The organism is Gaoshiqia sp. US2, assembly GCF_059705485.1.
Map to the genome: position 1 here is coordinate 2183787 of NZ_AP048550.1, position 22925 is coordinate 2206711.

Here is a 22925-nt window from a genome sequence, read left to right on the forward strand (position 1 = left end):
CTTAAAGTTACGGATACATCGGGTGAATAAGTTACGGATCTATTTTTTCTTTTTAAAGATATCTTTGAACGTTTCCCAGATTTTTTTTGTTTCCGGTTCCTGTGAGCCGGGTCTGGCAGGTTGCGTTTCCGGCCGGTTCTTTCCACGGGCAAAGATTTGCTCAATCAGCTTGCCGATATCTTCTTTTTCCGGTTCGTCGCGGTACCCGGGGATATCCAGGGCTGCCAGGACTTCGGGCGAGGGCTGGCGGAACGAAGCGAACTGCTGATTGCGGTATCGTTGGTCGCTGTACATTTTATTATAAAATTTTCCGACAATGGGTAAAGCCATGTAAGCTCCCTGTCCGTAATTAATTGTTCTAAAATGAATTCCGGGATCGTCGGCGCCTGCCCAGCAGCCGGTTACCAGCCTCGGGTTCATCCCGATAAACCAACCGTCGGCATGGTCCTGGGTTGTTCCTGTTTTTCCGGCAAAGTCGCCCGGAATACGATAAACAGAACGAATGGCCGATCCGGTACCACCGTCAATCACCGACTGCAGCATATGCAACAGGATCCGGCAATTTTCTTCGTTTAAACCGGTATACCGGGGCAAAGGCGGTTCAAATCCGGTCAATACTTTTCCCTGTTTGTCTTTAATGGCTACCAGGTAATTGGGCGGATAGTAAATTCCTTCATTTAAAATAGTTCCGTAGGCCGAAACCATTTCTTTCAGGCTGATGGACGCCACGCCCAGCGCCAGTGACGGAAATTTAGGCAGGTCGCGGCTGATTCCCAGTTCATGCGAGGTTTCAACCACCTCGTCAATGCCGGTTTGCATCAATACATCAACAGCCACGGTATTGATTGATCTGGCCAGGGCTTCCTGCATGCTGTAATAACCTTCGTATTCTTCATGCGAATTTCGCGGAGACCAGTCCTGGTAATCTTCGTAAATTTTCCGCTCGTTGGCGTAGTAGCTATACGGACTTAATCCCTGTTCAAGGGCAGCCAGATAGACAAAAGGTTTAAAAGACGAACCCACCTGGCGGGCAGCTGTCACATGGTCGTATTTGAAATACCGGTAATCAATTCCTCCAACCCAGGCTTTTACTTGCCCGTTGGCCGGATCAATCGCGATGAACCCGGCATTCAGTATCTTCAGGTAATGTTTCAGCGAATCGAGCGGGCTAAGCTGAAGGTGTTTGTCGCCTTCCCAGGTAAACAGGGTGGTTTCAACTTTCTTATTGAAAGCTTCTTTTATTTCCTCTTCGCTTTTGCCCGAAGCCCGCATGTTTTTGTACCGCTCGGTTTGCCGGATGGCACGTTGCAGGATGGAAGGATCTTTTGCCCACGGGTCTGTATTTTTCCAGTGATTGTCGAAAACTCCCTGCAGATTGTTCATGTACTCGACGACCGATTGCTGAGCAAAATACTGATAATCGTAGTTGATGGTTGTTTCAATTCGTAAGCCGTCGGTGTACAGGTTATAAGCCTCGCCTTTCTCGTTGAGGTTATTTTTACACCAGGCGATCAGCTCAGGTCGTAACATTTCAAGAAAATACGGCGCCGGCCCTTCATTATAGGAAATACGGCGGTAACGGAGTTTGAGCGGCTTTTCCCGGAAGATCCGGCCTTCTTCTTCGGTTAAAAAATCGTTTTTTACCATCTGCGCGATGACCACATTCCTCCGTTCGGTTGATCTTTCAGGATGGATACGCGGGTTATAGGCATTGTTTGCTTTCAGCATACCCACCAAAACAGCGGCTTCGTCAACCGTCAGGTTTTTCGGTTTTTTACTGAAGAATCGCTCGGCGGCCACCTCGATGCCAAAAATATTTTCGCCAAACGGTACCGTATTCAGGTAGAGCGTAAGTATTTCATCTTTGGTGTAAATCCGTTCCAGGCGATAAGCGATGATGGCTTCACGCAGTTTATTAACAGGCATCGAAAATACCCAGAGGTTATTTCGGGGAAACAGGTTTTTGGCAATTTGCTGACTGATCGTGCTTCCTCCTCCGGCGCTTCTTTCCTGCAGCATCAGGGTTTTTATAAAGACCCGGAACAGAGCGATCTCGTCAATTCCACGGTGTTCATAAAAACGCGAATCTTCGGTGGCAATAAGGGCATGGATGATGTTGGGCGAAATCTCATCAAACGTGACGTTGCTCCTGTTTTCGATATAATAACGGCCCAATAGCTTTCCCTCTTCTGAATAAACCTCTGATGCCTGAGGGTTTTTAATGTTCTGTAATTGTGCTGCAGTTGGCACCACTCCCAGGAACCCCAGGTAAACAGCTGTAAAAAACAAGGCAAATAAAATGATACCGGCCGCCAAAATCTTTAACGCCAGCCAACCGACCCGTTTGGATGCAGTATGAGATTTTTTCGATCGGCGTTTTGTTTTCGGTTTCGTATTGGATTTGGTTGTTGCCTTTTTTACAGGAGTTTTCTTTTGCGGCATTTTACTCTAAATTTTCACCCAAAACTAAGGAATTAAATGTTAAAAATCTCCTCTCTATTTTTGAAGGGTCAAAAACTTTTAAAAAAATTAATTGTATATATACATTTAAAAAGGTATCGCGCTGTTATGAAGATTGCAATCACCGGATCACATGGTTACATTGGGCAGAAACTGGCAACAAAGCTGGAGAAACAAGGCCATCGGATGAAGCCGCTGACCCGCTTGCTGATTTATGGTAACGCTGAAGCGCTTGCAGCCGAGTTGACCGGCTGTGACGCTTTGATTAATCTGAGTGGCGCTCCGATACTGAAACGCTGGACAAAACTCAATAAATCGGTTATTTATAATAGCCGGGTGGTTACAACGGCAAGATTAACGCAGGCCGTTAATCTGATTTCCGGCGGAAAGAAGCCCAAGGTGTTTGTCTCCATGTCGGCAACCGGTATTTATTCGTCGTCAGGAAGTCACGATGAAAACAGTTTTGACTTTGACGCCGGCTTTATTGGCAAATTGGTGAAAGACTGGGAATCGGCAACCGATAGGCTCGATAGCGACGTTCGTAAGGTGATATTCCGAACGGGTGTGGTGTTGGGGAAAAACTCACAAACGATTCAGAATTTGTTACCCGTTTTTAAAGCCGGCTTTGGCGGAAAAATTGGTCACGGAAAGCAGGCATTCCCTTTTATTCATATCGATGATCTGATTGCCGCTTTCACTCAAAGTATCGTTGACAGTGCGTTTAGCGGCCTGTATAACTTAACGGCGCCGGAGCAGGTTACCAACGAATACCTGACAAAGCTGCTGGCTGAAAGGCTCAAAAAACCGGCATTTTTTCGGGTACCGGCATTCCTGTTAAAGCTGGTGTATGGAAACGCGGCTCAACTGATGCTGCAAAGTCCGTTCGTCGTTCCCGACAGGTTACTCAGGCAGGGATTCCGCTTTCAGTATCCCACGCTGGCCCAAAGTTTACAGGAAATTGTGGGAGAGGGCTAAAATAAAAAACCCCGCCGGAAGCAGGGTTTTTGCTATGTTGCTGTAAAAAATTACAATTGAGGACCGGCAGCTTTCAATGCAATAGCCGCTTCGTTATCGCAATATTGTTCGAAATTCGCGATGTATTTGGCAGCCAGTTGCTTGGCTTTAACTGTCCAGTCAGCTTCTGTCGGATAAGTATCGCGGGGATCCAGAATTCCTTCAGAAACGTTTTTCAAGGCAACCGGAACGGTCAGATTCAATACCGGAATGTGTTTGGTTTCAGCTTCCAGAATTGATCCGTCGATGATGGCATCAATGATGGCGCGGGTGTCTTTTAACGACATCCGTTTGCCGGTTCCGTTCCATCCGGTATTAACCAGGTAAGCTTTAGCGCCGTGTTGCTGCATTTTGGCAACCAGTGTTTTTGCGTACATGGTTGGGTGCAAGGTCAGGAACGCTTCGCCAAATGCAGGAGAGAACGACATTTGGGGTTCAGTGATCCCGCGTTCAGTTCCTGCGAGTTTCGATGTGTAACCGCAAAGGAAGTGATATTGAGCCGATTGATCGTCCAGAATAGAAACCGGAGGCAATACGCCAAATGCGTCTGCACTCAGATAAATAATTTTGCTCGCGTGGCCTGCACGTGAAGGAAGAACAATCTTGCTGATGTGATGAATCGGGTAAGAAACGCGGGTGTTTTCGGTTTTTGAAGCCTCTTTTGAGTAATCCGGAGTTCCGTCTTCTTTAACAGTAACGTTTTCCAAAAGAGCATCGCGTTTGATGGCGCGCCAGATATCCGGCTCGTTTTCTTTACTCAGGTCGATTACTTTTGCATAGCAACCACCTTCGTAGTTAAATACGCCGTGGTCGTCCCAGCCGTGTTCGTCATCACCAATCAGGTAACGTTTTGGGTCGGCCGATAAGGTTGTTTTACCGGTTCCCGACAAACCGAAGAAAATAGCGACATCGCCATCGGTACCTACGTTAGCCGAGCAGTGCATCGAAGCGATGCCTTTCAGCGGAAGGTAGTAGTTCATCAAGGCGAAAATACCTTTTTTCATTTCACCGCCGTACCAGGTACCGCCAATCACCTGCATTCTGCGGGTCAGATCGAAAAGGGTAAAGTTTTCAGAGTGAAGTCCCTGTTCTTTCCAGTTTGGGTTGGTTGTTTTTGATCCGTTCAAACAAACGAAATCGGGTTCGCCATAATTGTCCAGTTCATAGTGAGAAGGACGAATGAACATGTTGGTTACAAAGTGAGCCTGCCAGGCTACTTCCATGATGAAACGTACTTTCATCCGGGTATCTTCGTTTGTGCCGCAGAAGGTGTCAACAACGTATATTTTCTTTGCACTCGACAATTGTTTAGTCACCAAGTCTTTACAGGCGTCGAAAACTTCAGGGGAAGTCGGGCGGTTGATGGTGCCGTCCCACCACATGGTATCTCTGGTTGTGTCGTCCAGTACGATGAATTTGTCTTTAGGTGAACGACCGGTAAAAATGCCGGTATCAACAGCTACCGCACCGGTATTGGTTAATACGCCTCTTTCAAAACCCTCGTTGGCCGGATCAATTTCGGCCTGGAAGAGTTCTTCGTAAGACGGATTGTGAACGATTTCTATGTTTCCGGTAATACCATACCTGGATAAATCTAGATTTTTCATAGTCAACAATTAAAAAATTAATAATTCCAACAAAACCATTTTTTTCTCGACTCACAAAAATAATTTTTTTTCAAGACCGGGGGGGACGGCCATTTTTAAATTGGTCTTATTCGCGAAAATACGATATAAAAAAAAGACAGCGTGTTGTTCAACACGCTGTCTTACAGTAAGGTGTATAAATAATTCTTTAATTTTTAAATGTTAAGAAATTATTATCAAAATTACCGGTAACTCTTATGAACGCGGGTGAAAATGAGTCAGGGTATTTTTCAAATAATCCCTGTCCAAATGGGTATAAATTTCGGTTGTCAGGATTGATTCGTGCCCAAGCATCTCCTGAACGGCACGCAGGTCGGCGCCTCCTGATATCAGGTGCGTTGCAAATGAATGCCTGAAGGTGTGCGGGCTGATCTTTTTGTTCAGTCCAACTTTTTCTGCCAGGTTTTTGATGATCGTAAAAATCATCACCCGGCTTAATTTCTTCCCTCTGCGATTCAGGAAAAGTACATTTTCACTTTCCGGGCTGATTCTTAATGTTTTGCGGTAGCCTTGCAGGTACTTGGTAATTTCTTCAATCGCTTTTGAACTAACAGGAACTAATCTTTCTTTTTCAGATTTTCCTTCAATTTTAATAAAGCCCTGATCGAAGAACAGGTTGGTTACTTTCAGGTTAACCAGCTCTGAAACACGCAGGCCGCAGCTGTAAAGCGTTTCAAGCATCGCTTTGTTCCGCTGCCCCTCCGATTTGGCCAGGTCAACGCCGTCGATGATTAAATCGATTTCTTCCATGGTCAGCACATCAGGCAATTTACGCCCGATTTTCGGAGATTCAAGGAGCGTTGTCGGGTCGCTGTTGATTTTTCCCTCCATGAGCAGGTACTTGAAGAACGATTTAATCCCGGAGATGGTACGAGCCTGTGTTCGCGGTGATACACCGCGATCATTGATGTACTCGATGAAACTTCTCAGGTGATTTAACCTGACTTTCTCAGGCGTTAGCCGTTTAAAACTTTCGTCTAAAAATGCCATCAGTTTGTTGATGTCATTAATATACGCTGCAATTGAATTCTGAGATAATGATTTTTCAAGTCTCAGAAAAATTTCGAACCCTTTTTTGCTATCTTCCCATTTCATAATTAAAAACAATTAGATTTTTTTCTAAAAACAATTTAAATAATTTTGGTTCTCTTTGTTTCCACTCAATAACTCCGAAATGTATTGAGATTAAGTTTCTCCCCAAGATTACATAATTTTCAATACGTAGGAGCGTTGTTAAAGTTACTAGTTATTTTTTAAAAAATAAAGTAAAAATGAAAATATTGTTAATAAATGGTCCAAATTTGAACTTATTAGGCAAAAGAGAAAAAAATATTTATGGTGATCAAGCCTTTGAAACATATTTTATAACATTAAAAAATAAATATCCGGCTGTTTATCTGGAATATTTTCAGTCGAATATCGAAGGAGAGATCATAAATAAAATTCACGAAGCCGGTTTTCACTACGATGGGATTGTCATAAATGCGGGCGCTTATACACACACCTCCGTTGCGATTCGGGATGCTATTTCAGGCATTACGACCCCGGTTGTCGAAGTTCACATTTCCAACATTCTCACCCGCGAAAATTTCCGTCACGAATCAATCATTGGCCCGGTATGCCGTGGCAGTATTATGGGATTCGGTCTGGATTCGTACCGCCTGGGGATAGAAAGTTTTATGAAAGATTAACGTTTAGCTATTTTATCCGTATCTAAAACAAAGTTTTTCTCGTCGTAAAGAAAAATATCTATTTTCGTGGCCCCATAATTTTATTTAGTTTGAAATGAAACATACGAAAATTGTTGCTACGATCTCAGATCTGAGGTGTGAACCTGAGTTTGTTGAATCGTTGTTCAAAGCAGGAATGAATGTTGCCAGGATGAACACCGCGCATATCACAAGTGAGAGCGCACTAAACGTGCTCAATAATATCAGATCCGTATCTGATTCGATTGGCATTCTGGTAGATACAAAAGGACCTGAAATAAGGACAACTGAGTTGGAGAAGCCCATACAGGTGGTGTATGGGCAATTTGTGGAGGTGTCCGGAATTTTGAGAGCAAGTCAGGAAGGCAGAGAGGTTTTGACGGTGTCGTATCCGAAATTCCACGAGGAAATTCCTGCTGACGGAAGAATTTTGATTGATGACGGAGAAATTGAATTAAGCGTAGTTGAAAAACACAAGGACCATGTTCTCTGCAAAGTTGAAAACCGTGGGACCATTAAGAATAAGAAAAGTGTTAATACTCCGGGTTTCAGTGTTCAACTTCCCTCCGTTTCGAAAAAGGACGAAGAATTTATTGAGTTTGCTGCAAAAAATAAGGTTGATTTTATTGCCCATTCATTCGTTCGTAATAAAGAAGATGTATTGAAAGTGCAGGAAATACTCGATAGGTTTAACAGCCCGATTAAAATTATAGCCAAAATTGAGAACCTGGATGGAGTAAATCATATTGACGAAATTCTGGATTATGCCTACGGTATTATGGTTGCACGCGGTGATTTGGGAATTGAAATTCCGGCCGAAAAAATTCCGGGTATTCAACGTCTCCTAATTAAAAAGGCAGTTCAGCGTAAAAAACCGGTGATTGTTGCCACGCAAATGATGCATAGCATGATTGACAATCCACGTCCGACACGTGCCGAAGTGAGCGACGTGGCAAACGCTATTTACTCCCGGGCCGATGCCATCATGCTCAGCGGCGAAACAGCTTACGGAAACTATCCCGAACAAGCGGTTAAATATATGAGCCGTATTGCTCAGGAAATTGAGCTGAGTAAGGACAAACGGAACGATATTACCATCCCTTCGGTCGAAAATGAGGTGGTCGCATACCTGGCCGAAGCAGCCATCCAGGCATCGAAGGAACTGAAAACTACAGCAATTGTTACCAACACGCTTACCGGAAGAACGGCCCGCTACCTGGCTGCTTTCAGAGGCGATAACCCGGTATATGCGCAGTGTTATGATGCCACAGTTGCCCGCCACCTGTCCTTGTCGTATGGTGTGCGTACAAGTGTGATTGAGCCAAAGCGCAATAAGTACAAAATGATCCGTACATCCCTGAAATCGTTGCTGGATGAACGAAAACTGGAACCCGAAGATATGGTTGTTTATATTGGTGGTAGTTTTGGTATTGGAGGAGGATCTTCTTTCATGGAGATCTCTACGGTCGACAAACTGACTCACAAGGATAACGAATAAGAATTTCAAACTATATTCAGTCGAAGAGACTGTTCTGTGTATTTACGGGACAGTCTTTTTTTTAATTAATCAGCTGCAAACGGCATCACATTTTGTTTCTTTCTTTAGTTGAACTGGTATTGTTTTTTAAATTTGCCCAAACAATTCAGTAAACCGGATGAAAAATATTTCCATTGGACAAGATTTGGGTGATCGCTGCCCTGATGTGTTTTTATCGTGTATTGAATGCGATGTGCAGGTGGAGCCGTCCTGCCCTGAGCTGTGGCAGTTGATTGAGGATACATGTGGTAAGCTTGCCCAACGGTACGACACCGAAGATATCCGTCATATTCCGGCTATTGCATCGTCGCGCGAAGCCTACAAGGCCTGCGGAAAAGACCCGGCCCGTTACAGGCTCTCAGCCGAAGCTTTGCTCAGGCGGGTGGTCAGCGGCAAAGGCCTTTACCGGATCAACAATGTGGTGGATTTGTTGAACCTGGTTTCGATTAGTTCCGGCTTTTCGATTGGGGGATACGATGCCGACCGGATTGAGGGGAAGGTGGTAATGGGAATCGGTAAAACCGACGAATGGTACGAAGGCTTAGGTCGCGGCGAATTGAATATCGAAGGGATGCCTGTTTTCAGAGACAGGAAAGGCGCTTTTGGTACGCCTACTTCCGACTCCGAACGAACCGGGGTAAGAGAAGATACCAGTCGTTTTCTGATGATGATTATCTCATACAACGGCGGTTACCAGTTGCACGATGCCAGCCAGATGGCTGTGCGCCTACTGACCGAATTCGCGTCAGCTTCCCGGTTCGAAACCTATCAAATTACTGTTTGAATTATGAAATCTGTTTGTAGCTTCCTGTTACGCTTGTTGGGCTGGAAACCGGTAAACGGAGTCATGCCTCATAAGAAAGCAATCATCATTGGGGTGCCTCATACCAGCGCCTGGGATTTTGTAATCTCTTATTTATATTATACATCGCAAGGAGGAGTCGCCAACATTGTCATCAAAAAGGAATTTTTCTTTTGGCCTCTGGGTTTTTTTCTGAAAAAGATGGGTGCCCTTCCGATTGACCGAACCAAAGGCGTTTCGGTGGTCAAGCAGATCATCGAAGAAATGAATAAACGGGAAACGATGCATTTGGCCATTACGCCCGAAGGAACCAGGGAACTGAATAAAAAGTGGAAGGCCGGTTTTCATACCATTGCCAAAGCCACCGGAGCTGTTGTTTACCTTGGTTTTTTCGATTTTGGCAAGAAAGAAATCGGGTGGATTGACACCCTTGAATTAACAGATGACCCGCAGGAAGATATCCGCCGGATGAAAGCCTATTACCGGGCAAAAGGTGTTGTAGGAAAACATCCCGGCCAGTTTACAGCGGAAGATTGAACAGGAGAATGGCTGATAAGGATAATAAAACAAGCAAATTTTAAGATGATGAATTTCTGGGACGAACGATATGCGGCAGAAGAATATGCCTACGGAACCGAACCAAACCTGTTTTTTAAACAGGAACTGGAAACGTTAAAGCCGGGAAAGATACTGCTACCGGGAGAAGGAGAGGGGCGTAACGCCGTATATGCGGCCCGGCAGGGTTGGCAGGTTTTGGCTTTTGACAGTAGTGCGGAAGGAAAGAAAAAAGCAGAAAAGCTGGCCGGCTGTCACCAGGTCAGCATTAACTATGTGATTCAGAATTACGATGAGATCGAACTTCCTGGCAGTGAATTTGACTGTCTGGCCCTTATTTACACGCATATGCCGGCAGCCAAACGCCGCGAGTGTCACCGGAAACTTGCTGCATCGTTAAAACCGGGAGGGACTTTGATTCTTGAAGGATTCTCAAAAGAGCAAATCCACAACGACACCGGTGGCCCGAGAGATGAAGCGATGCTTTTTTCCGAAGCGGAACTGGAAGCTGATTTCAGTGAATTTTCCAAGCTTTCGATACGCCAGCTTGACCTTGATATCCGGGAGGGACTCTATCATAACGGGAAAGCGTCGGTAGTCCAACTGGTGGCCGTTAAGTAGGTGTTTCGGATAACTTTTGTCATAAATACATGTCGGGCTTTAACTGAGGAGTTTCACCTGCAGAATTTCCCTTTAAAAAAAACAACTTTTCCAAGAACTATCGGCTTGTTCTGTTGTTTTTCACTGTGACGAGCGAGATAAAAGAATTGTTGAACGGAAGCATAAAGCTTGTTTTTATATTAAAATTCAATCTGTAAGGCGATTAAGTTGACAAGTGTCAATTATTTTTATTTCCTTTTAGCAGTCTTTTTTATAACAGATTATTAAATTTGCATAAAAATCTGGTATTATGTTTTTTCTCGGATTTGCCGGACCAATTGTACCTTACCTGCTTCTGACAGGAATTATGCTTGTTCTCACACTTGGGACGAGTAAGGATGCATTGGCCAAAGTGACGCCGGATCCGGAGGAAAAGAACATTCTATTCGATACCGGACAAATTAACCATACAAATCATTTCTCTTGTTATCAAATCAGCTTTCAGGATGATGAGCCGGATCAATCAGTAGTTTCGGGATCAGCGCTCCCTTTAGCAACAACACATTTGATACTTCCGCACACGATCAATAATTTTCAGCATGCTGTTGGTATCCCGTATTTTAAGGAATACAGTTCAGTTTATTTCGGACTTTCTCCACCCTGTTTGGTATAATACCCGGTTTTAAAAAGTACCCGAAATTTTATTTTTACAGCCATTATGATTGGAATTATTGGTTTAAGCCACAAGTCGGCGCCTGTACATATTCGCGAAAAGTTTGCTTTAAACAAAGATGAATGCTCCAGCTTATCCAAAAGCATTGCAAACAACCAGTATATTGAAGAATTGGTTATCCTGTCAACCTGTAACCGCACCGAGATATACTTTAAGGCCGATAAATGCTGTTCAACGGGAGCATTTACCATCATCATCAGTTACCTGAGGAAATACGCGGGTGTTGGAGAAGAAATGGACAAGCATTTTTACCGTTTTCAAAACGATGAAGCGGTGAAACATCTTTTCCGGGTGGTCTCCAGCCTCGAATCGATGGTATTGGGCGAATACCAGATCGTTTCGCAAATTAAAGAAGCATACAGCCAGGCAAAAGAAAACGGAACCGTTCGTAAGGTGCTGAAGCGGTTGTTTCATAAAGCGTTGGAAACAGGCAAGCTGGTGCGTACCAACACCGAAATGAGCGCGGGCGCTTTTTCGGTCAGTTATGCTGCCGTTGAAAAATGCAGTGATCAGTTTCGTGATTTGCAGGATAAAAAAATATTATTGATCGGCGCCGGGGAAACCGGAGAGCTTGTTATTAAAAACCTGTACAAAAAAGGTTGTAAAAACATCATAGTGACCAACCGGACCGTTGTTAAGGCAGAAGAGCTGGCTGCACGTTACCAGGGAGAAGCGCTTCCGTTCTCAAAATTAATGGACGGAATCCATGAAGCCGAAATTATTGTCAGCTCCATCTCAAGCAAAGAGCCAATTCTCGATGCTGAAAAAATCAAAGCTCACCTGAACGGTCACCCGCACGTGATGATGATCGATCTGGGAGTTCCCCGGAATATTCACCCGGATGTGAGCGAGATACAAGGAGTTTCACTCCTTAATGTTGATGATCTTGAAGAAGTGGTTGCGGGAAACATGGAGAAGAAAAAAGCCTATGTTTCGGTGGCCGAAGGTATTATTGGCGAAAAAGTGATCGAGTTTTCAGACTGGTTAAGCATCCAGAACCTTTCACCTGTCATTCAAAATATGGTTTCTACCATCAGTCAGATGAACAGCGATGAACTGGCGGTATTCCGGAAATTTCATTCTGAAGAAGAGGTCCGGAATATGGAGAAGTACGGAAAACACATCACAGAAAAGCTGACCAACTTAATGATCAAAAACCTGAAAGCCATGAGCAATAACGGTCGGCAAACAGAATTTCTGAAAATCATCAACGATCTTTTTTCTTCCTAAAAAATGAGCAATAAAACCATTAAGATAGGCACAAGGGGAAGCAAACTGGCCCTTTGGCAGGCAGAACAGGTGAAAGCGGCCATATCAAGCGCTTTTCCCCGGTTGAATGTGGAAATCATCGTGATCAAAACCAAGGGTGATATTATTCTCGATGTTTCTCTTTCGAAAATTGGAGACAAAGGTCTGTTTACAAAAGAAATTGAAACGGCGCTGATCAACCAAGAAGTGGATCTTGCCGTGCACAGTCTGAAAGACCTGCCTACCGAATTACCGGAAGGTTTGATCATTGGAGGCATGTTGCCGCGCGGCGAAGTACGGGATGTATTCATCTCGCGCGACGGTCGAAAACTGGAAGAAATGACCGGGAACGACCGGATTGCCACATCGAGCCTGCGTCGGAAAGCCCAGCTGCTTCATTTTAACCCCCGCCTGAATATTGTTGATATCCGGGGGAATGTAGATACCCGTTTGCAGAAATTGAGGGATGGCTATTGCGATGCCCTGATTATGGCAGGCGCCGGAATCATCCGTCTGGGTTATGAAAAATTGATCACGGAGTTTCTGGATCCGAACCTGATATTGCCGGCGGTGAGCCAGGGGGCCGTAGCCATCGAAATTCGCGAAGACGACGAGTCTGTTCAACGAATTATTGATGCCGTTTCGGATGAAACCACCTGGCAAACAACTATGGCCGAACGTTGGCTCCTGCGCACCCTCGAGGGTGGATGCCAGGTGCCGGTAGCCTGTTTTTCCGAGGTCGACGGTTCGAACATAAAATTAACAGGACTGGTTTCGGCGCTCGACGGCTCAAACTATATCCGTAAATCGGTCGAATGCCCCATGGAAGAAGCGTCGGAAAAAGCCATTGAATTGGCGCAGGCGATACTGGACGGAGGAGGCAAAGACATTCTTGATCAGATTCGAACTCTTTTGTGAATCATGGATAAGCGGCAGGAGCCAAACATATTGGACGGCAAAATCATCATTTGCACCTATTCGCAAAAAACACCGGATGACTTCTTTAATATCATCAGCAATCTGGGCGCAGAAATTCATTATCTGCCAATGATTGAGGTGAAGGAGCTTCCGGTTCAGCTGCCTAAAGATATTTCGCACTATCAGTGGCTGGTGTTTACCAGCAAAAATGCAGTCTCTGCTTTTTTCAGTCAATATACGCCTGTGCGGGAGAACCGGATTGCAGCGCTTGGTGAAAGCACGGCAAAAGAACTGGACCGTTTCGGGCTGAAAGCTGATTTTATCGGCAGCGGAAAATCGGCAGTCGATTTTGTCACCGAACTGGCAGGGGTGATTTCTCCGGGCGAAGCCATGCTTCTCGCGCTGGGAACGCTGGCCCCGGATACCATACAAAACAGCTTTTCATCTCAAAATCCGGTCGACCGTGTGAATGTTTATCAAACCGTCATGCCTGAAATCATCGACCGGGAGTTGCTGGAACAGATTGAACAGGACCGGTATGATTTGTTGGTTGTGACAAGTCCGTCGGCCATAAAAAACCTGCATGCCCGTCTGAAAAGAACCAGCTCTGATTTACGGATCGTCAGCATTGGAGAGACCACAACGGCTGCAATTCGGGAACTGAATCTGGAACCGTTGGCAACCGCTGCCACTCCCGGTTACAGAGGACTGGCAGAAAAAACGATTGAAATAGCCCTGAAAAATTACGGTAAATCCGGCAGAAAATAATAAATTGGCTGTTCCCGTTTTTTGCCGGAGGAAACCGGCAGTGATTATTTTTTTTTTTAAAAAAAGACCATCAAAATATTGAACTATGAGTTATCCGATCACACGATTAAGAAGACTTCGTAAAACATCTGCAATCCGAAATATGGTTCGTGAAACAGAAGTCAACAGGGACGATCTGATTATGCCTTACTTCGTTTGTCCCGGAGAAAACGTAAGCAACCCGATAAAATCGATGCCCGGCAATTACCAGTTGTCCATCGATCGTTTGGTGGACGAAGTAAAAAGTCTGGTTGAAAAAACAGGAGTGGATAAGGTATTGTTGTTTGGCATTCCTGAAAAGAAAGACGAGGACGGACATGTTGCATGCAGTCACGATGCAATTGTGCCCCGGGCGATCCGCGCCCTCCGGGCCGCTGTGCCACAACTCGTTATTGTGGCCGATGTATGCAATTGCGAGTACACCACGCACGGGCACTGCGGTACCATTATCGACGGCGATGTTCATAACGACAGTACCTTACATACGCTGGCAGCCCAATCGGTTACCCTGGCAAAAGCCGGCGCCGATATCATTGCGCCCAGCGATATGATGGACGGACGTGTTGGCGCCATCAGAAAAGCATTGGATGAAAACGGATTTGAGAATACGCCCATCATGGCTTATTCGGCGAAATATGCTTCCGGCTTTTACGGACCCTTCCGTGATGCCGCCGAAAGCGCCCCGAAATTCGGCGACCGCAGCACCTATCAGATGGACCCGGCCAACAGCGATGAGGCTCTGCGCGAAGTGGAGCAGGACATCATTGAGGGGGCAGATATGGTCATGGTAAAACCTGCACTAAGTTACCTTGACATCATCAACCGGGTAAAAACAAGTTTTAACATGCCGGTGGTAGCCTACAATGTAAGCGGCGAATTTTCGATGGTAAAAGCGGCAGCAGCCAATGGCTGGATTGATGAAGAACGTTTGATCAAAGAAATTCTGACTTCGATTAAACGCGCCGGCGCTGATGTGATCATCACCTATCATGCGAAAGAATTTGTACTGAGTGAATTAAAAAAAGGAAACCGGGTGTAAATTAGTTATCGGACCAGTTGAACAGTCATGAACAATTGCCTCGCACCCGTTTCATTTGGTCACCATTTTTCAGAAACTCAAAACACAAAACACAAAACATGTAACGATGAACTACAATAAAAGCATAGAAGCATTTAACCAGGCACGACAACTGATCCCGGGCGGGGTAAACTCGCCGGTAAGGGCCTTTCGCAGCGTACAGGCCGATCCGTTGTTTATTCAAAAAGCAAAGGGGGCCAGAATCTGGGATATCGACGGGAATGAATATCTCGACTTTGTAGCTTCCTGGGGGCCGCTGATCCTGGGCCATGCACGCGAAGAGATTATTGACGCCGTAAAAAAGACGGCCGAACTGGGAACCAGTTACGGCGCTCCAACCCTGATCGAAACCGAGATGGCCGGACTGATTACAGCGATGGTCCCGTCGGTAGAGAAAGTCCGCATGGTTAATTCCGGCACCGAGGCTACCATGAGCGCTTTACGCCTGGCCCGGGGATTTACAGGAAGGGATTTGGTGGTTAAATTCGCCGGCTGTTATCATGGACATGCCGACAGCTTTTTGATCAAAGCCGGTTCGGGCGCCATTACCTTAGGCCTGCCCGACAGTCCGGGGGTGACGAAAGCTGCTGCTCAAAATACGCTGATCGCCGAGTATAATAACCTCCCGTCAGTAGAGAAGTTGTTTGAAGAGCGTGGCAATGAAATTGCAGCCGTTATTTTGGAACCGGTCGCAGGGAATATGGGAGTTGTTTTGCCGGAAGCCGAATTTTTACACGGGCTTAGAAATTTGACCAAATCATACGGTTCCCTGCTGATTTTTGATGAAGTGATTACCGGTTTTCGTTTGGCTCCGGGAGGTGCGCAGGAGCGCTTCAATATCAAACCCGACCTCACCACGCTTGGGAAAATTATCGGTGGCGGTTTACCCGTGGGAGCTTATGGCGGTAAAGCCGAAATTATGGACCAGCTGGCGCCGGAAGGCCCTGTTTATCAGGCCGGAACTTTGTCCGGGAATCCGCTGGCAATGGCTGCCGGTACCGTGATGCTTAAAATACTGAAAGAAACCCACTCGATTTACACCGAACTGGAACGTAAAGCGGCCAAACTGGAATCCGGTTTGATCAGCAACTTGCAAAAAGCAGGTATACCGGGAGTAATTAACCGCATTGGCTCCATGATGACGATGTTTTTTACTGACGAACAAGCGGTGAAATCATTCGATCAGGCGATGAAATCGGATACTGTTCGTTATGCCGCCTATTTCAAGAAATCATTGGAAAATGGTATTTATATGGCTCCGTCGCAGTTCGAGTGCCTGTTTGTATCAGACGCTCATACCGACTCCGATATCGACCGGCTGATCCAGGCAAGCGAACAAGCGATGAAAAGCCTTTAAATTAAAAAAGAACAGGAATGCAGTCAATTTTTTTGGATAAGTTGAACGGGAAAAAAACCGAACGTCCGCCGGTTTGGTTTATGCGCCAGGCCGGAAGGGTATTGCCCAATTACAATAAGCTGAAAGAAAAATATACCTTCCACGAATTGATGGAGGATGCCCGCTTAGCGGCCGAAGTTACCTTGATGCCTGTTTACGACCTCGGGGTGGATGCTGCCATTTTATTTTCCGATATTCTGGTTATCCCGAATGCCATGGGAATGGATCTCGAATTTACTGATCACGGGCCGGTTTTTAATAAACCCCTGAAAGGATTGAGTAATCCGGCCGGTCATCTAAACCCGGAACCGGACAAACTGGAATATATTTACCGGAATATTGATGAGATTATTCGTCAGCGACCGGAAAATACCCCGTTGATTGGTTTCTGTGGCGCTCCACTGACCACCTTGTGTTACATGGTGCAGGGGATAAGTTCCAATCCGAATTTTCCCGAAGCTGTCAAATTTCTTTTTCAACATAAAAAAGAAGCCAAAAAACTGATCGATGCGATTGCCGACCTCTCGGCGCATTATGCCCAAAAGCAAATTGAACATGGGATTGATGCTTTTCAGTTATTTGAAACGCATGCAAACCTGGTTCCGGCCGATATGTACCGGGAGTTGTTTATGCCTGCTGTTCAGAAAATCGGAAGGCTTGTCCGGGACTCCGGAACGCCGTTCATATTTTTCCCGAAAGGATTAGGTACCGGATTGAAATACATAACGCCCGATCTGGCCGACTTTGTCAGCATCGACTGGCAAATGCCGTTGGAACATGCCCGGGAACTGGTACATCCGGCGATTGGACTGCAAGGTAATCTCGATCCCCGGTATCTTTACGGTACGCCGCAGGAAATCGAACAGGTTTTGGAAAGGTATAAATCTTTTTTCCGGGAAAATGAAAAATGGATTTTTAACCTGGGGCATGGTTTTCTGCCCGATATTCCTTACGAAAATGCCCGGTTTGTTGTTGATTGGATTAAGAGCACAAAATGGGCCTGATTCCGGCTTGTGGCCGTCTCGATTACAGGCGCAGGAAGCTCACAAAAAATCCCGAAGATTCAGAATTTTCGGGATTTTTTTTTATCGGATGAGTTCGTACAGCTATAACGGAATGTTCCCGTGTTTGCGCGGAAGGTTGGATTTACGCTTATTGTGGGTCATATCCAACGCATTGATGATTTTTACCCGCGTATCCTTCGGGTAGATGATTTCGTCAATATATCCCAGCGCTGCTGCCCGGTAAGGGTTGGCAAAAGTGTCGCGGTACTCTTCAACGGCTTTTGCTTTTTCTTCGTCATTTAATTTATTCCGGTGCAGGATGTTGATGGCGCCTTCGGGGCCCATAACCGCAATCTCTGCGGTAGGGTATGCGTAATTGACGTCGGCGCCAATGTGTTTGCTCGACATCACATCATAGGCTCCGCCGTATGCTTTACGGGTAATTACCGTAATTTTTGCGACCGTAGCCTCGGCAAAAGCGTAAAGCAGTTTCGCGCCGTGTTTGATAATCCCGCCAAACTCCTGTTGGGTGCCCGGTAAAAATCCGGGAACATCCACCAAGGTCACCAGCGGGATGTTGAACGCATCGCAAAACCGGACAAAACGCGCTGCTTTTGCCGACGAATTGATATCTAAAACACCGGCCAGGTGGGCTGGTTGGTTGGCCACAATGCCGACTGATTTTCCACCAAAGCGAGCAAAACCAACAATGATGTTTGCTGCATAGTGGGGCTGCACTTCCAGAAAATGTTCATCATCAACAATTTTGTAGATGATGTCTTTCATATCGTAAGGTTTGTTGGGATCAACGGGAACAATCTCGTTCATCGATTCATCTACCCGGTCAACCGGGTCGGTCGGAATTTTCTCCACCGGTTCTTCCATGTTGTTCAGGGGCAAAAAGCTCATTAGCTCCCGCACCATCATCAGGGTTTGTTCTTCGTTGTCGCCGGTAAAGTGAGCGACCCCGCTTTTCCCCGCATGCGTCATTGCGCCTCCAAGGTCTTCTTTGCTGACATCTTCGTGTGTCACTGTTTTGATTACATCGGGTCCGGTTACAAACATGTGGCTCGACCCGTTCACCATAAAAATAAAATCGGTGAGGGCAGGGGAATACACAGCGCCTCCGGCACAAGGTCCAAGAATGACGCTGATTTGCGGAATAACCCCGGATGAGATCACGTTGTTGTAAAAGATATCGGCATAACCGGCCAGGCTTTGTACCCCTTCCTGGATTCGGGCGCCACCCGAGTCGTTTAAGCCGATCAGCGGTTTGCCCATTTTGACGGCCATTTCCTGGATTTTCACAATTTTATCAGCATTGGCGCGGCTCATGGTTCCTCCAAAAACGGTGAAATCCTGGGCAAATACATAGACCAGACGACCGTTAATTTTTCCGTAACCGCAAACAACGCCATCGCCGGGAATTTTTGTTTTATCGATGCCAAATTCGGTGCTGCGGTGTGTGACTAATTTGTCAACTTCGTTGAATGTCCCCGGATCAAGTAAGTCGAGAATCCGTTCGCGGGCTGTTTTTTTGCCGGCAGCATGTTGCTTTTCAATACGTTCGGCTCCGCCCCCGATTTCGGCGGCTTTATTTATTTTTTCAAAATGTTCAAATTTTGCCTTTAAGTCCATTTTTGATCGTTTTTTATTCAATTTCGATTAATACCTGGTTTGATTCAACCGTGTCTCCTGCTTTGATGTTTATTTTTTTAACCACGCCGTCAACGGAGGCTTTATATTCGCTTTCCATTTTCATGGCCGAAATAATAACAGCCGTTTGGCCTTTGGCGATGGCCTGCCCCGCGTCAACCAATACCCTGACGATTTTTCCGGGCATGGGCGCCGTGATCTTCTTATCGCTTTGCGAAAGACCGCCTTCGCCGCGGCTTCGGATATAGCGCATTTCGGCATCAATGACTTCCAGTTCGTAGGTATTGTAAAGCGTGTACGCCGTGTACGTTTTTGGTTTGTTCGACGGCACCAGGGAAATGTTGAATGAACGGTTGTTCTCGAGGATTGAAAAAGTCCCTTCATCATTGTGCATCAGGTCAACATGGTAAACCTTGTCGTCGACCATAATTTCCAGTAGATTTTCGTTTTGATTCAGCACTTTTACTTTGGCAATACGATCATCCAGTTTTATTTCTATCGGCATAATTTATCAGATTAAAGTCGGTCAAAGTTTTTTTGGTATGTATATTTCTTCCAGCGGTTTTCAACCGGGTTGAGCTGTTTTGTTGGCAGGACCTTATTCAGCCGGTTGTAATAATCAATGTATGTGGCAATCAGAACCATGTCCTGGCATTCTTTGTCGCAACGGTTTTTTTCATGCAATGTTTCTTTATTCTTCTCAATGTAATTGGTGTCGTATTTTCCTTCCCTGAAGTCGTTCGAATCCATGATCCGTTCCAGAAATTTAATCGACGTTTTTACTCCCGTAATTTTATATTCGTATAGCGCCCTTCTCATCCGTTGGATGGCTTCCTGCCGGTTTTCGGCCCAAACAATCAATTTGGAAATCATCGGGTCGTAATGGATCGGGATTTCATAGCCTTCATACACATACCCATCGGTGCGGACACCCAGCCCCAGGGGCTGCGTGATGGTATGAATCCGACCAGGACAGGGCATAAAATTGTTATCTGAATCTTCGGCATATATCCGGCATTCAATGGCATGTCCCTGTTGCTTCAGGGTTTCCTGCTTAAGTGTCAGTTCATGTCCTTCGGCCACCAGGATTTGCTGTTTTACCAGATCGACCCCCGTAACCCGTTCGGTAATCGGGTGTTCAACCTGAAGGCGGGTGTTCATTTCGAGAAAGTAATAGTTAAGTTGGTCGTCAACCAGGAACTCAATGGTCCCGGCGCCGACATAGTTAACCGCTTTTGCCGCATTCACGGCATGTTTACCCATTTGTTCACGCAATTCGGGGGTCATCAGGGGCGAAGGTGTTTCTTCTACCATTTTCTGGTGGCGGCGCTGGATGGAGCATTCCCGCTCAAACAGGTGGATCACATTTCCGTGCTGATCTCCCAATACCTGAAATTCGATGTGGTGAGGCGAGCTCACATATTTTTCGATATAAACAGCATCGTCGTTAAAGGCATCCATGGCTTCAGAACGGGCCGCGCGAACCGACGGGACGATTTCAGGCTCTTCCTTTACCAGCCGCATCCCTTTACCGCCACCTCCGGCAGATGCTTTTATCATGACCGGCAACCCAATTTCCCGGATGGTTTTCAAAGCACCTTCTTCCGATTGAATCGCTTCGGTGGTGCCGGGAACAACCGGTACCCGCGCCGCAATCATGGCTTTGCGGGCCTCAATTTTGTCGCCCATCTTTTCAATAACTTCGGGTGAAGGACCGATAAAAATCAGCTGATTTGTTTGACAAAGCCGGGCAAATCCGGCATTTTCAGATAAAAAGCCGTAGCCTGGATGAATGGCGTCGGCTTTTGATTGTATGGCAACCTCAATGATTTTTTCGGCCTTTAAATAGCTTTCTTTGGAAGGAGATGGTCCGATGTACCAGGCTTCATCAGCATATCTGACATGCATTGACGTTCGGTCGGCATCAGAAAAAACAGCAACCGTAGCGATACCCATTTCACGGCAAGTACGCATAATTCGGACGGCAATTTCTCCCCGGTTGGCTACCAGGATCTTGTTAATTTTTCTCATAAACAGGTTTTAACACGAGTAAATATGTAGATATTTAAAGGGAATAAAACTATTATAATTCTACATTAAAACCATATTTTTGGGAAAAAGTTTGAAGTTTCTGTTTTTATCTGCTTCCGGTTTCGTAATCTCAGTGAAACTTCGTCTAATTTTGCAGTTTTGTCTGAAAAAATGATAGCAACTTATTTACCTCTTTATAAAAAAAACCTGAACCTGGCTTTTCCGGTGATTCTTTCGCAGGTAGGACAGATCACCGTTTCGCTGGTCGATAATATGATGGTTGGCCATGCCGGGACTACCGAATTGGCTGCCGCTTCGTTTTCGAACAGTATCTTTCATGTCGGGATGCTTTTTGGAATTGGGATTACCATGGGAATAACACCGCTGGTTGGAAAAGTATTCAGCCAGCAAAAGGAGCAGGAGGTAGGGGAATATTTGAAAAACGGATTTTTTCTTCATGTGCTGTCTGCTTTTGTTATCCTGGTCATCATGACCGGTGTGAGTTTTTTTCTTGGCAGGATGGGTCAGCCTGCAGAGGTTTCACAAAAGGCATTTTCATATTTTTTATTGTTGGTGGCGTCTCTGCTGCCGCTGCTGTTTTTTTATTCATTTAAGCAGTTTTTTGAAGGGATCGGTAATACCAAAATTGCGATGGCGATTACTCTGACCGCCAATCTGGTGAATGTCGTCCTGAATTACCTGCTTATTTTCGGAAAATTCGGATTTCCGGAAATGGGACTGACTGGTGCTGGTGTTGCGACTCTGATTTCAAGGATAATTATGCCGCTTTTGCTCATCCCGGTGGTGATGAAAAATAAACGATACAAACATCTGTTCAGCCTGGCCCGTCAGGCGAAACTTCAGGCGAAAAAAATCCGCGAATTGCTGGCCGTGGGCTTGCCAATTGGCTTACAGATTATCGTGGAAGTGCTGACATTCAGTCTGGGGGCGGTGATGATGGGCTGGTTAGGCAAGGAGCCGCTGGCTGCTCACCAAGTAGCTCTGGGCATGGCCTCGTTTACGTACATGATCAGCCTGGGAGTGGGAGCGGACACGACCATTCACGTCAGCCATGAATACGGAGCTCAAAATTATCCTTTGCTGAGGCAGACCATCTTCGCGTCCCTGCACTTAATTCTGTTGTTTATGTCGCTTATGGGCATCCTGTTTATTTTGTTACGGTTTCAATTGCCACATTTGTTTACCGAAGATGTGTCGGTTATCCGTATTGCGGCATCGTTGCTGGTTATTGCAGCCCTGTTTCAGGTGTTCGACGGGACCCAGGTTGCCTTGTTATCTGCCTTGCGTGGCCTGTCGGATGTAAAGGTGCCCATGTTGATGGCTTTTGTTTCATACTCGCTTGTAGGGATACCGGTCAGCTATGTTTGTGCTTTCACTTTAAATATAGGCGCTCTGGGAATCTGGATCGGATTCCTGGTCGGATTGGCCGTTGCTGCCGTGCTTTTCTCCCTCCGGTTAAAAAGATTGGTTGGAAAAATGAGCCGGAATTAGAATCAGAATGACTGCTATTGTCAAGTCAACAGTAAACAGGCAGAAGGCAGAAGTTTAATATTCACGACAGGGTTAATTTCTTGTTCTGATTCAGACCGACAGTTTAGACTTGACATGACACTATAATAAAAATAAAATAATTCGGCCGGTGCGTATAAAAAAAGGCGGGTTACCATCGTCATGATAACCCGTTGTCCATAATTTAGCTTAGTTAGATCA

General features: G+C 45.7%; 20 protein-coding genes. 14 read left to right on the plus strand and 6 right to left on the minus strand.

All coding sequences use genetic code 11. The annotated features are described in order from the left end of the window. Nucleotides 1-39: 39 nt before the first annotated feature. Entirely contained in the window at nucleotides 40-2442 is a 2403-nt protein-coding gene (locus AC6H3C_RS08600) for a penicillin-binding protein 1A (protein WP_497520336.1), read from the minus strand. A gap of 126 nt (nucleotides 2443-2568) precedes the next feature. Between AC6H3C_RS08600 and AC6H3C_RS08605 the strand changes: the two genes are divergently transcribed. Beyond that, nucleotides 2569-3435 carry a TIGR01777 family oxidoreductase gene (locus AC6H3C_RS08605; RefSeq protein ID WP_497520337.1) on the plus strand — a complete coding sequence of 289 codons (867 nt, stop codon included), beginning with the start codon at nucleotides 2569-2571 and terminating at the stop codon, nucleotides 3433-3435. A gap of 50 nt (nucleotides 3436-3485) precedes the next feature. Here the strand turns inward: AC6H3C_RS08605 and pckA are convergent, their stop codons facing one another. Further along, nucleotides 3486-5081, minus strand: coding sequence for a phosphoenolpyruvate carboxykinase (ATP) (gene pckA, locus AC6H3C_RS08610; protein WP_497520338.1), 1596 nt, complete (start codon nucleotides 5079-5081; stop codon nucleotides 3486-3488). A gap of 234 nt (nucleotides 5082-5315) precedes the next feature. Further along, entirely contained in the window at nucleotides 5316-6215 is a 900-nt protein-coding gene (gene xerD, locus AC6H3C_RS08615) for a site-specific tyrosine recombinase XerD (RefSeq protein WP_497520340.1), read from the minus strand. A 176-nt stretch (nucleotides 6216-6391) separates the two neighbouring features. Between xerD and aroQ the strand changes: the two genes are divergently transcribed. The 12 genes from aroQ (at nucleotide 6392) to hemE (ending at nucleotide 17507) form a co-directional block, all read left to right on the plus strand. Continuing rightward, nucleotides 6392-6811: a type II 3-dehydroquinate dehydratase gene (gene aroQ / locus AC6H3C_RS08620; RefSeq protein ID WP_497520341.1), complete on the plus strand. Its 420-nt coding sequence runs from the start codon at nucleotides 6392-6394 to the stop codon at nucleotides 6809-6811. A 94-nt stretch (nucleotides 6812-6905) separates the two neighbouring features. Further along, nucleotides 6906-8327, plus strand: coding sequence for a pyruvate kinase (pyk, locus tag AC6H3C_RS08625; protein ID WP_497520342.1), 1422 nt, complete (start codon nucleotides 6906-6908; stop codon nucleotides 8325-8327). A 157-nt stretch (nucleotides 8328-8484) separates the two neighbouring features. Further along, the gene (locus tag AC6H3C_RS08630; protein ID WP_497520343.1) at nucleotides 8485-9150 is read left to right on the plus strand and encodes a B3/B4 domain-containing protein; all 666 of its coding nucleotides are present in this window, start codon (nucleotides 8485-8487) and stop codon (nucleotides 9148-9150) included. Between the two features lie 3 nt (nucleotides 9151-9153). Further along, the gene (locus tag AC6H3C_RS08635; protein WP_497520345.1) at nucleotides 9154-9705 is read left to right on the plus strand and encodes a 1-acyl-sn-glycerol-3-phosphate acyltransferase; all 552 of its coding nucleotides are present in this window, start codon (nucleotides 9154-9156) and stop codon (nucleotides 9703-9705) included. 45 nt (nucleotides 9706-9750) lie between these two features. Beyond that, the gene (locus AC6H3C_RS08640) at nucleotides 9751-10344 is read left to right on the plus strand and encodes a class I SAM-dependent methyltransferase (protein WP_497520346.1); all 594 of its coding nucleotides are present in this window, start codon (nucleotides 9751-9753) and stop codon (nucleotides 10342-10344) included. 289 nt (nucleotides 10345-10633) lie between these two features. After that, nucleotides 10634-10996 carry a hypothetical protein gene (locus AC6H3C_RS08645; RefSeq protein ID WP_497520347.1) on the plus strand — a complete coding sequence of 121 codons (363 nt, stop codon included), beginning with the start codon at nucleotides 10634-10636 and terminating at the stop codon, nucleotides 10994-10996. Between the two features lie 45 nt (nucleotides 10997-11041). Beyond that, nucleotides 11042-12286, plus strand: a complete 1245-nt coding sequence (gene hemA, locus AC6H3C_RS08650) for a glutamyl-tRNA reductase (RefSeq protein WP_497520348.1) — start codon at nucleotides 11042-11044, stop codon at nucleotides 12284-12286. A gap of 3 nt (nucleotides 12287-12289) precedes the next feature. Next, nucleotides 12290-13222, plus strand: a complete 933-nt coding sequence (gene hemC / locus AC6H3C_RS08655) for a hydroxymethylbilane synthase (RefSeq protein WP_497520349.1) — start codon at nucleotides 12290-12292, stop codon at nucleotides 13220-13222. Between the two features lie 3 nt (nucleotides 13223-13225). Continuing rightward, nucleotides 13226-13990 (plus strand): uroporphyrinogen-III synthase, encoded by a 765-nt coding sequence (locus AC6H3C_RS08660; protein ID WP_497520350.1) that lies wholly within the window; start codon nucleotides 13226-13228, stop codon nucleotides 13988-13990. A gap of 85 nt (nucleotides 13991-14075) precedes the next feature. After that, complete coding sequence (gene hemB, locus AC6H3C_RS08665; protein WP_497520351.1) at nucleotides 14076-15068, plus strand: porphobilinogen synthase; 993 nt, start codon at nucleotides 14076-14078, stop codon at nucleotides 15066-15068. 106 nt (nucleotides 15069-15174) lie between these two features. Beyond that, nucleotides 15175-16464 carry a glutamate-1-semialdehyde 2,1-aminomutase gene (gene hemL / locus AC6H3C_RS08670; RefSeq protein ID WP_497520352.1) on the plus strand — a complete coding sequence of 430 codons (1290 nt, stop codon included), beginning with the start codon at nucleotides 15175-15177 and terminating at the stop codon, nucleotides 16462-16464. Nucleotides 16465-16481: 17 nt separating this feature from the next. Further along, nucleotides 16482-17507, plus strand: a complete 1026-nt coding sequence (gene hemE, locus AC6H3C_RS08675; RefSeq protein WP_497520353.1) for a uroporphyrinogen decarboxylase — start codon at nucleotides 16482-16484, stop codon at nucleotides 17505-17507. 102 nt (nucleotides 17508-17609) lie between these two features. On the opposite strand, the gene AC6H3C_RS08680 is transcribed toward hemE, so the two are convergent. Genes AC6H3C_RS08680 through accC form a run of 3 tightly spaced genes read right to left on the minus strand, consistent with a single transcriptional unit; the run spans nucleotide 17610 to nucleotide 21194 of the window. Continuing rightward, complete coding sequence (locus AC6H3C_RS08680) at nucleotides 17610-19145, minus strand: acyl-CoA carboxylase subunit beta (protein ID WP_497520355.1); 1536 nt, start codon at nucleotides 19143-19145, stop codon at nucleotides 17610-17612. Nucleotides 19146-19158: 13 nt separating this feature from the next. After that, nucleotides 19159-19668 (minus strand): acyl-CoA carboxylase biotin carboxyl carrier protein subunit, encoded by a 510-nt coding sequence (locus tag AC6H3C_RS08685; RefSeq protein ID WP_497520357.1) that lies wholly within the window; start codon nucleotides 19666-19668, stop codon nucleotides 19159-19161. Nucleotides 19669-19679: 11 nt separating this feature from the next. Continuing rightward, entirely contained in the window at nucleotides 19680-21194 is a 1515-nt protein-coding gene (accC, locus tag AC6H3C_RS08690) for an acetyl-CoA carboxylase biotin carboxylase subunit (protein WP_497520358.1), read from the minus strand. A gap of 171 nt (nucleotides 21195-21365) precedes the next feature. On the opposite strand from accC, the gene AC6H3C_RS08695 reads away from it, so the two are divergent. Continuing rightward, complete coding sequence (locus tag AC6H3C_RS08695; RefSeq protein WP_497520360.1) at nucleotides 21366-22706, plus strand: MATE family efflux transporter; 1341 nt, start codon at nucleotides 21366-21368, stop codon at nucleotides 22704-22706. Nucleotides 22707-22925: the final 219 nt, after the last annotated feature.

What these genes read in the sequence shown, in the direction of transcription:
- AC6H3C_RS08600 (WP_497520336.1), bottom strand. Translation starts at nt 2,442, where the DNA reads ATGCCGCAAAAGAAAACTCCTGTAAAAAAGGCAACAACCAAATCCAAT.
- AC6H3C_RS08605 (WP_497520337.1), top strand. Translation starts at nt 2,569, where the DNA reads ATGAAGATTGCAATCACCGGATCACATGGTTACATTGGGCAGAAACTG.
- pckA (WP_497520338.1), bottom strand. Translation starts at nt 5,081, where the DNA reads ATGAAAAATCTAGATTTATCCAGGTATGGTATTACCGGAAACATAGAA.
- xerD (WP_497520340.1), bottom strand. Translation starts at nt 6,215, where the DNA reads ATGAAATGGGAAGATAGCAAAAAAGGGTTCGAAATTTTTCTGAGACTT.
- aroQ (WP_497520341.1), top strand. Translation starts at nt 6,392, where the DNA reads ATGAAAATATTGTTAATAAATGGTCCAAATTTGAACTTATTAGGCAAA.
- pyk (WP_497520342.1), top strand. Translation starts at nt 6,906, where the DNA reads ATGAAACATACGAAAATTGTTGCTACGATCTCAGATCTGAGGTGTGAA.
- AC6H3C_RS08630 (WP_497520343.1), top strand. Translation starts at nt 8,485, where the DNA reads ATGAAAAATATTTCCATTGGACAAGATTTGGGTGATCGCTGCCCTGAT.
- AC6H3C_RS08635 (WP_497520345.1), top strand. Translation starts at nt 9,154, where the DNA reads ATGAAATCTGTTTGTAGCTTCCTGTTACGCTTGTTGGGCTGGAAACCG.
- AC6H3C_RS08640 (WP_497520346.1), top strand. Translation starts at nt 9,751, where the DNA reads ATGATGAATTTCTGGGACGAACGATATGCGGCAGAAGAATATGCCTAC.
- AC6H3C_RS08645 (WP_497520347.1), top strand. Translation starts at nt 10,634, where the DNA reads ATGTTTTTTCTCGGATTTGCCGGACCAATTGTACCTTACCTGCTTCTG.
- hemA (WP_497520348.1), top strand. Translation starts at nt 11,042, where the DNA reads ATGATTGGAATTATTGGTTTAAGCCACAAGTCGGCGCCTGTACATATT.
- hemC (WP_497520349.1), top strand. Translation starts at nt 12,290, where the DNA reads ATGAGCAATAAAACCATTAAGATAGGCACAAGGGGAAGCAAACTGGCC.
- AC6H3C_RS08660 (WP_497520350.1), top strand. Translation starts at nt 13,226, where the DNA reads ATGGATAAGCGGCAGGAGCCAAACATATTGGACGGCAAAATCATCATT.
- hemB (WP_497520351.1), top strand. Translation starts at nt 14,076, where the DNA reads ATGAGTTATCCGATCACACGATTAAGAAGACTTCGTAAAACATCTGCA.
- hemL (WP_497520352.1), top strand. Translation starts at nt 15,175, where the DNA reads ATGAACTACAATAAAAGCATAGAAGCATTTAACCAGGCACGACAACTG.
- hemE (WP_497520353.1), top strand. Translation starts at nt 16,482, where the DNA reads ATGCAGTCAATTTTTTTGGATAAGTTGAACGGGAAAAAAACCGAACGT.
- AC6H3C_RS08680 (WP_497520355.1), bottom strand. Translation starts at nt 19,145, where the DNA reads ATGGACTTAAAGGCAAAATTTGAACATTTTGAAAAAATAAATAAAGCC.
- AC6H3C_RS08685 (WP_497520357.1), bottom strand. Translation starts at nt 19,668, where the DNA reads ATGCCGATAGAAATAAAACTGGATGATCGTATTGCCAAAGTAAAAGTG.
- accC (WP_497520358.1), bottom strand. Translation starts at nt 21,194, where the DNA reads ATGAGAAAAATTAACAAGATCCTGGTAGCCAACCGGGGAGAAATTGCC.
- AC6H3C_RS08695 (WP_497520360.1), top strand. Translation starts at nt 21,366, where the DNA reads ATGATAGCAACTTATTTACCTCTTTATAAAAAAAACCTGAACCTGGCT.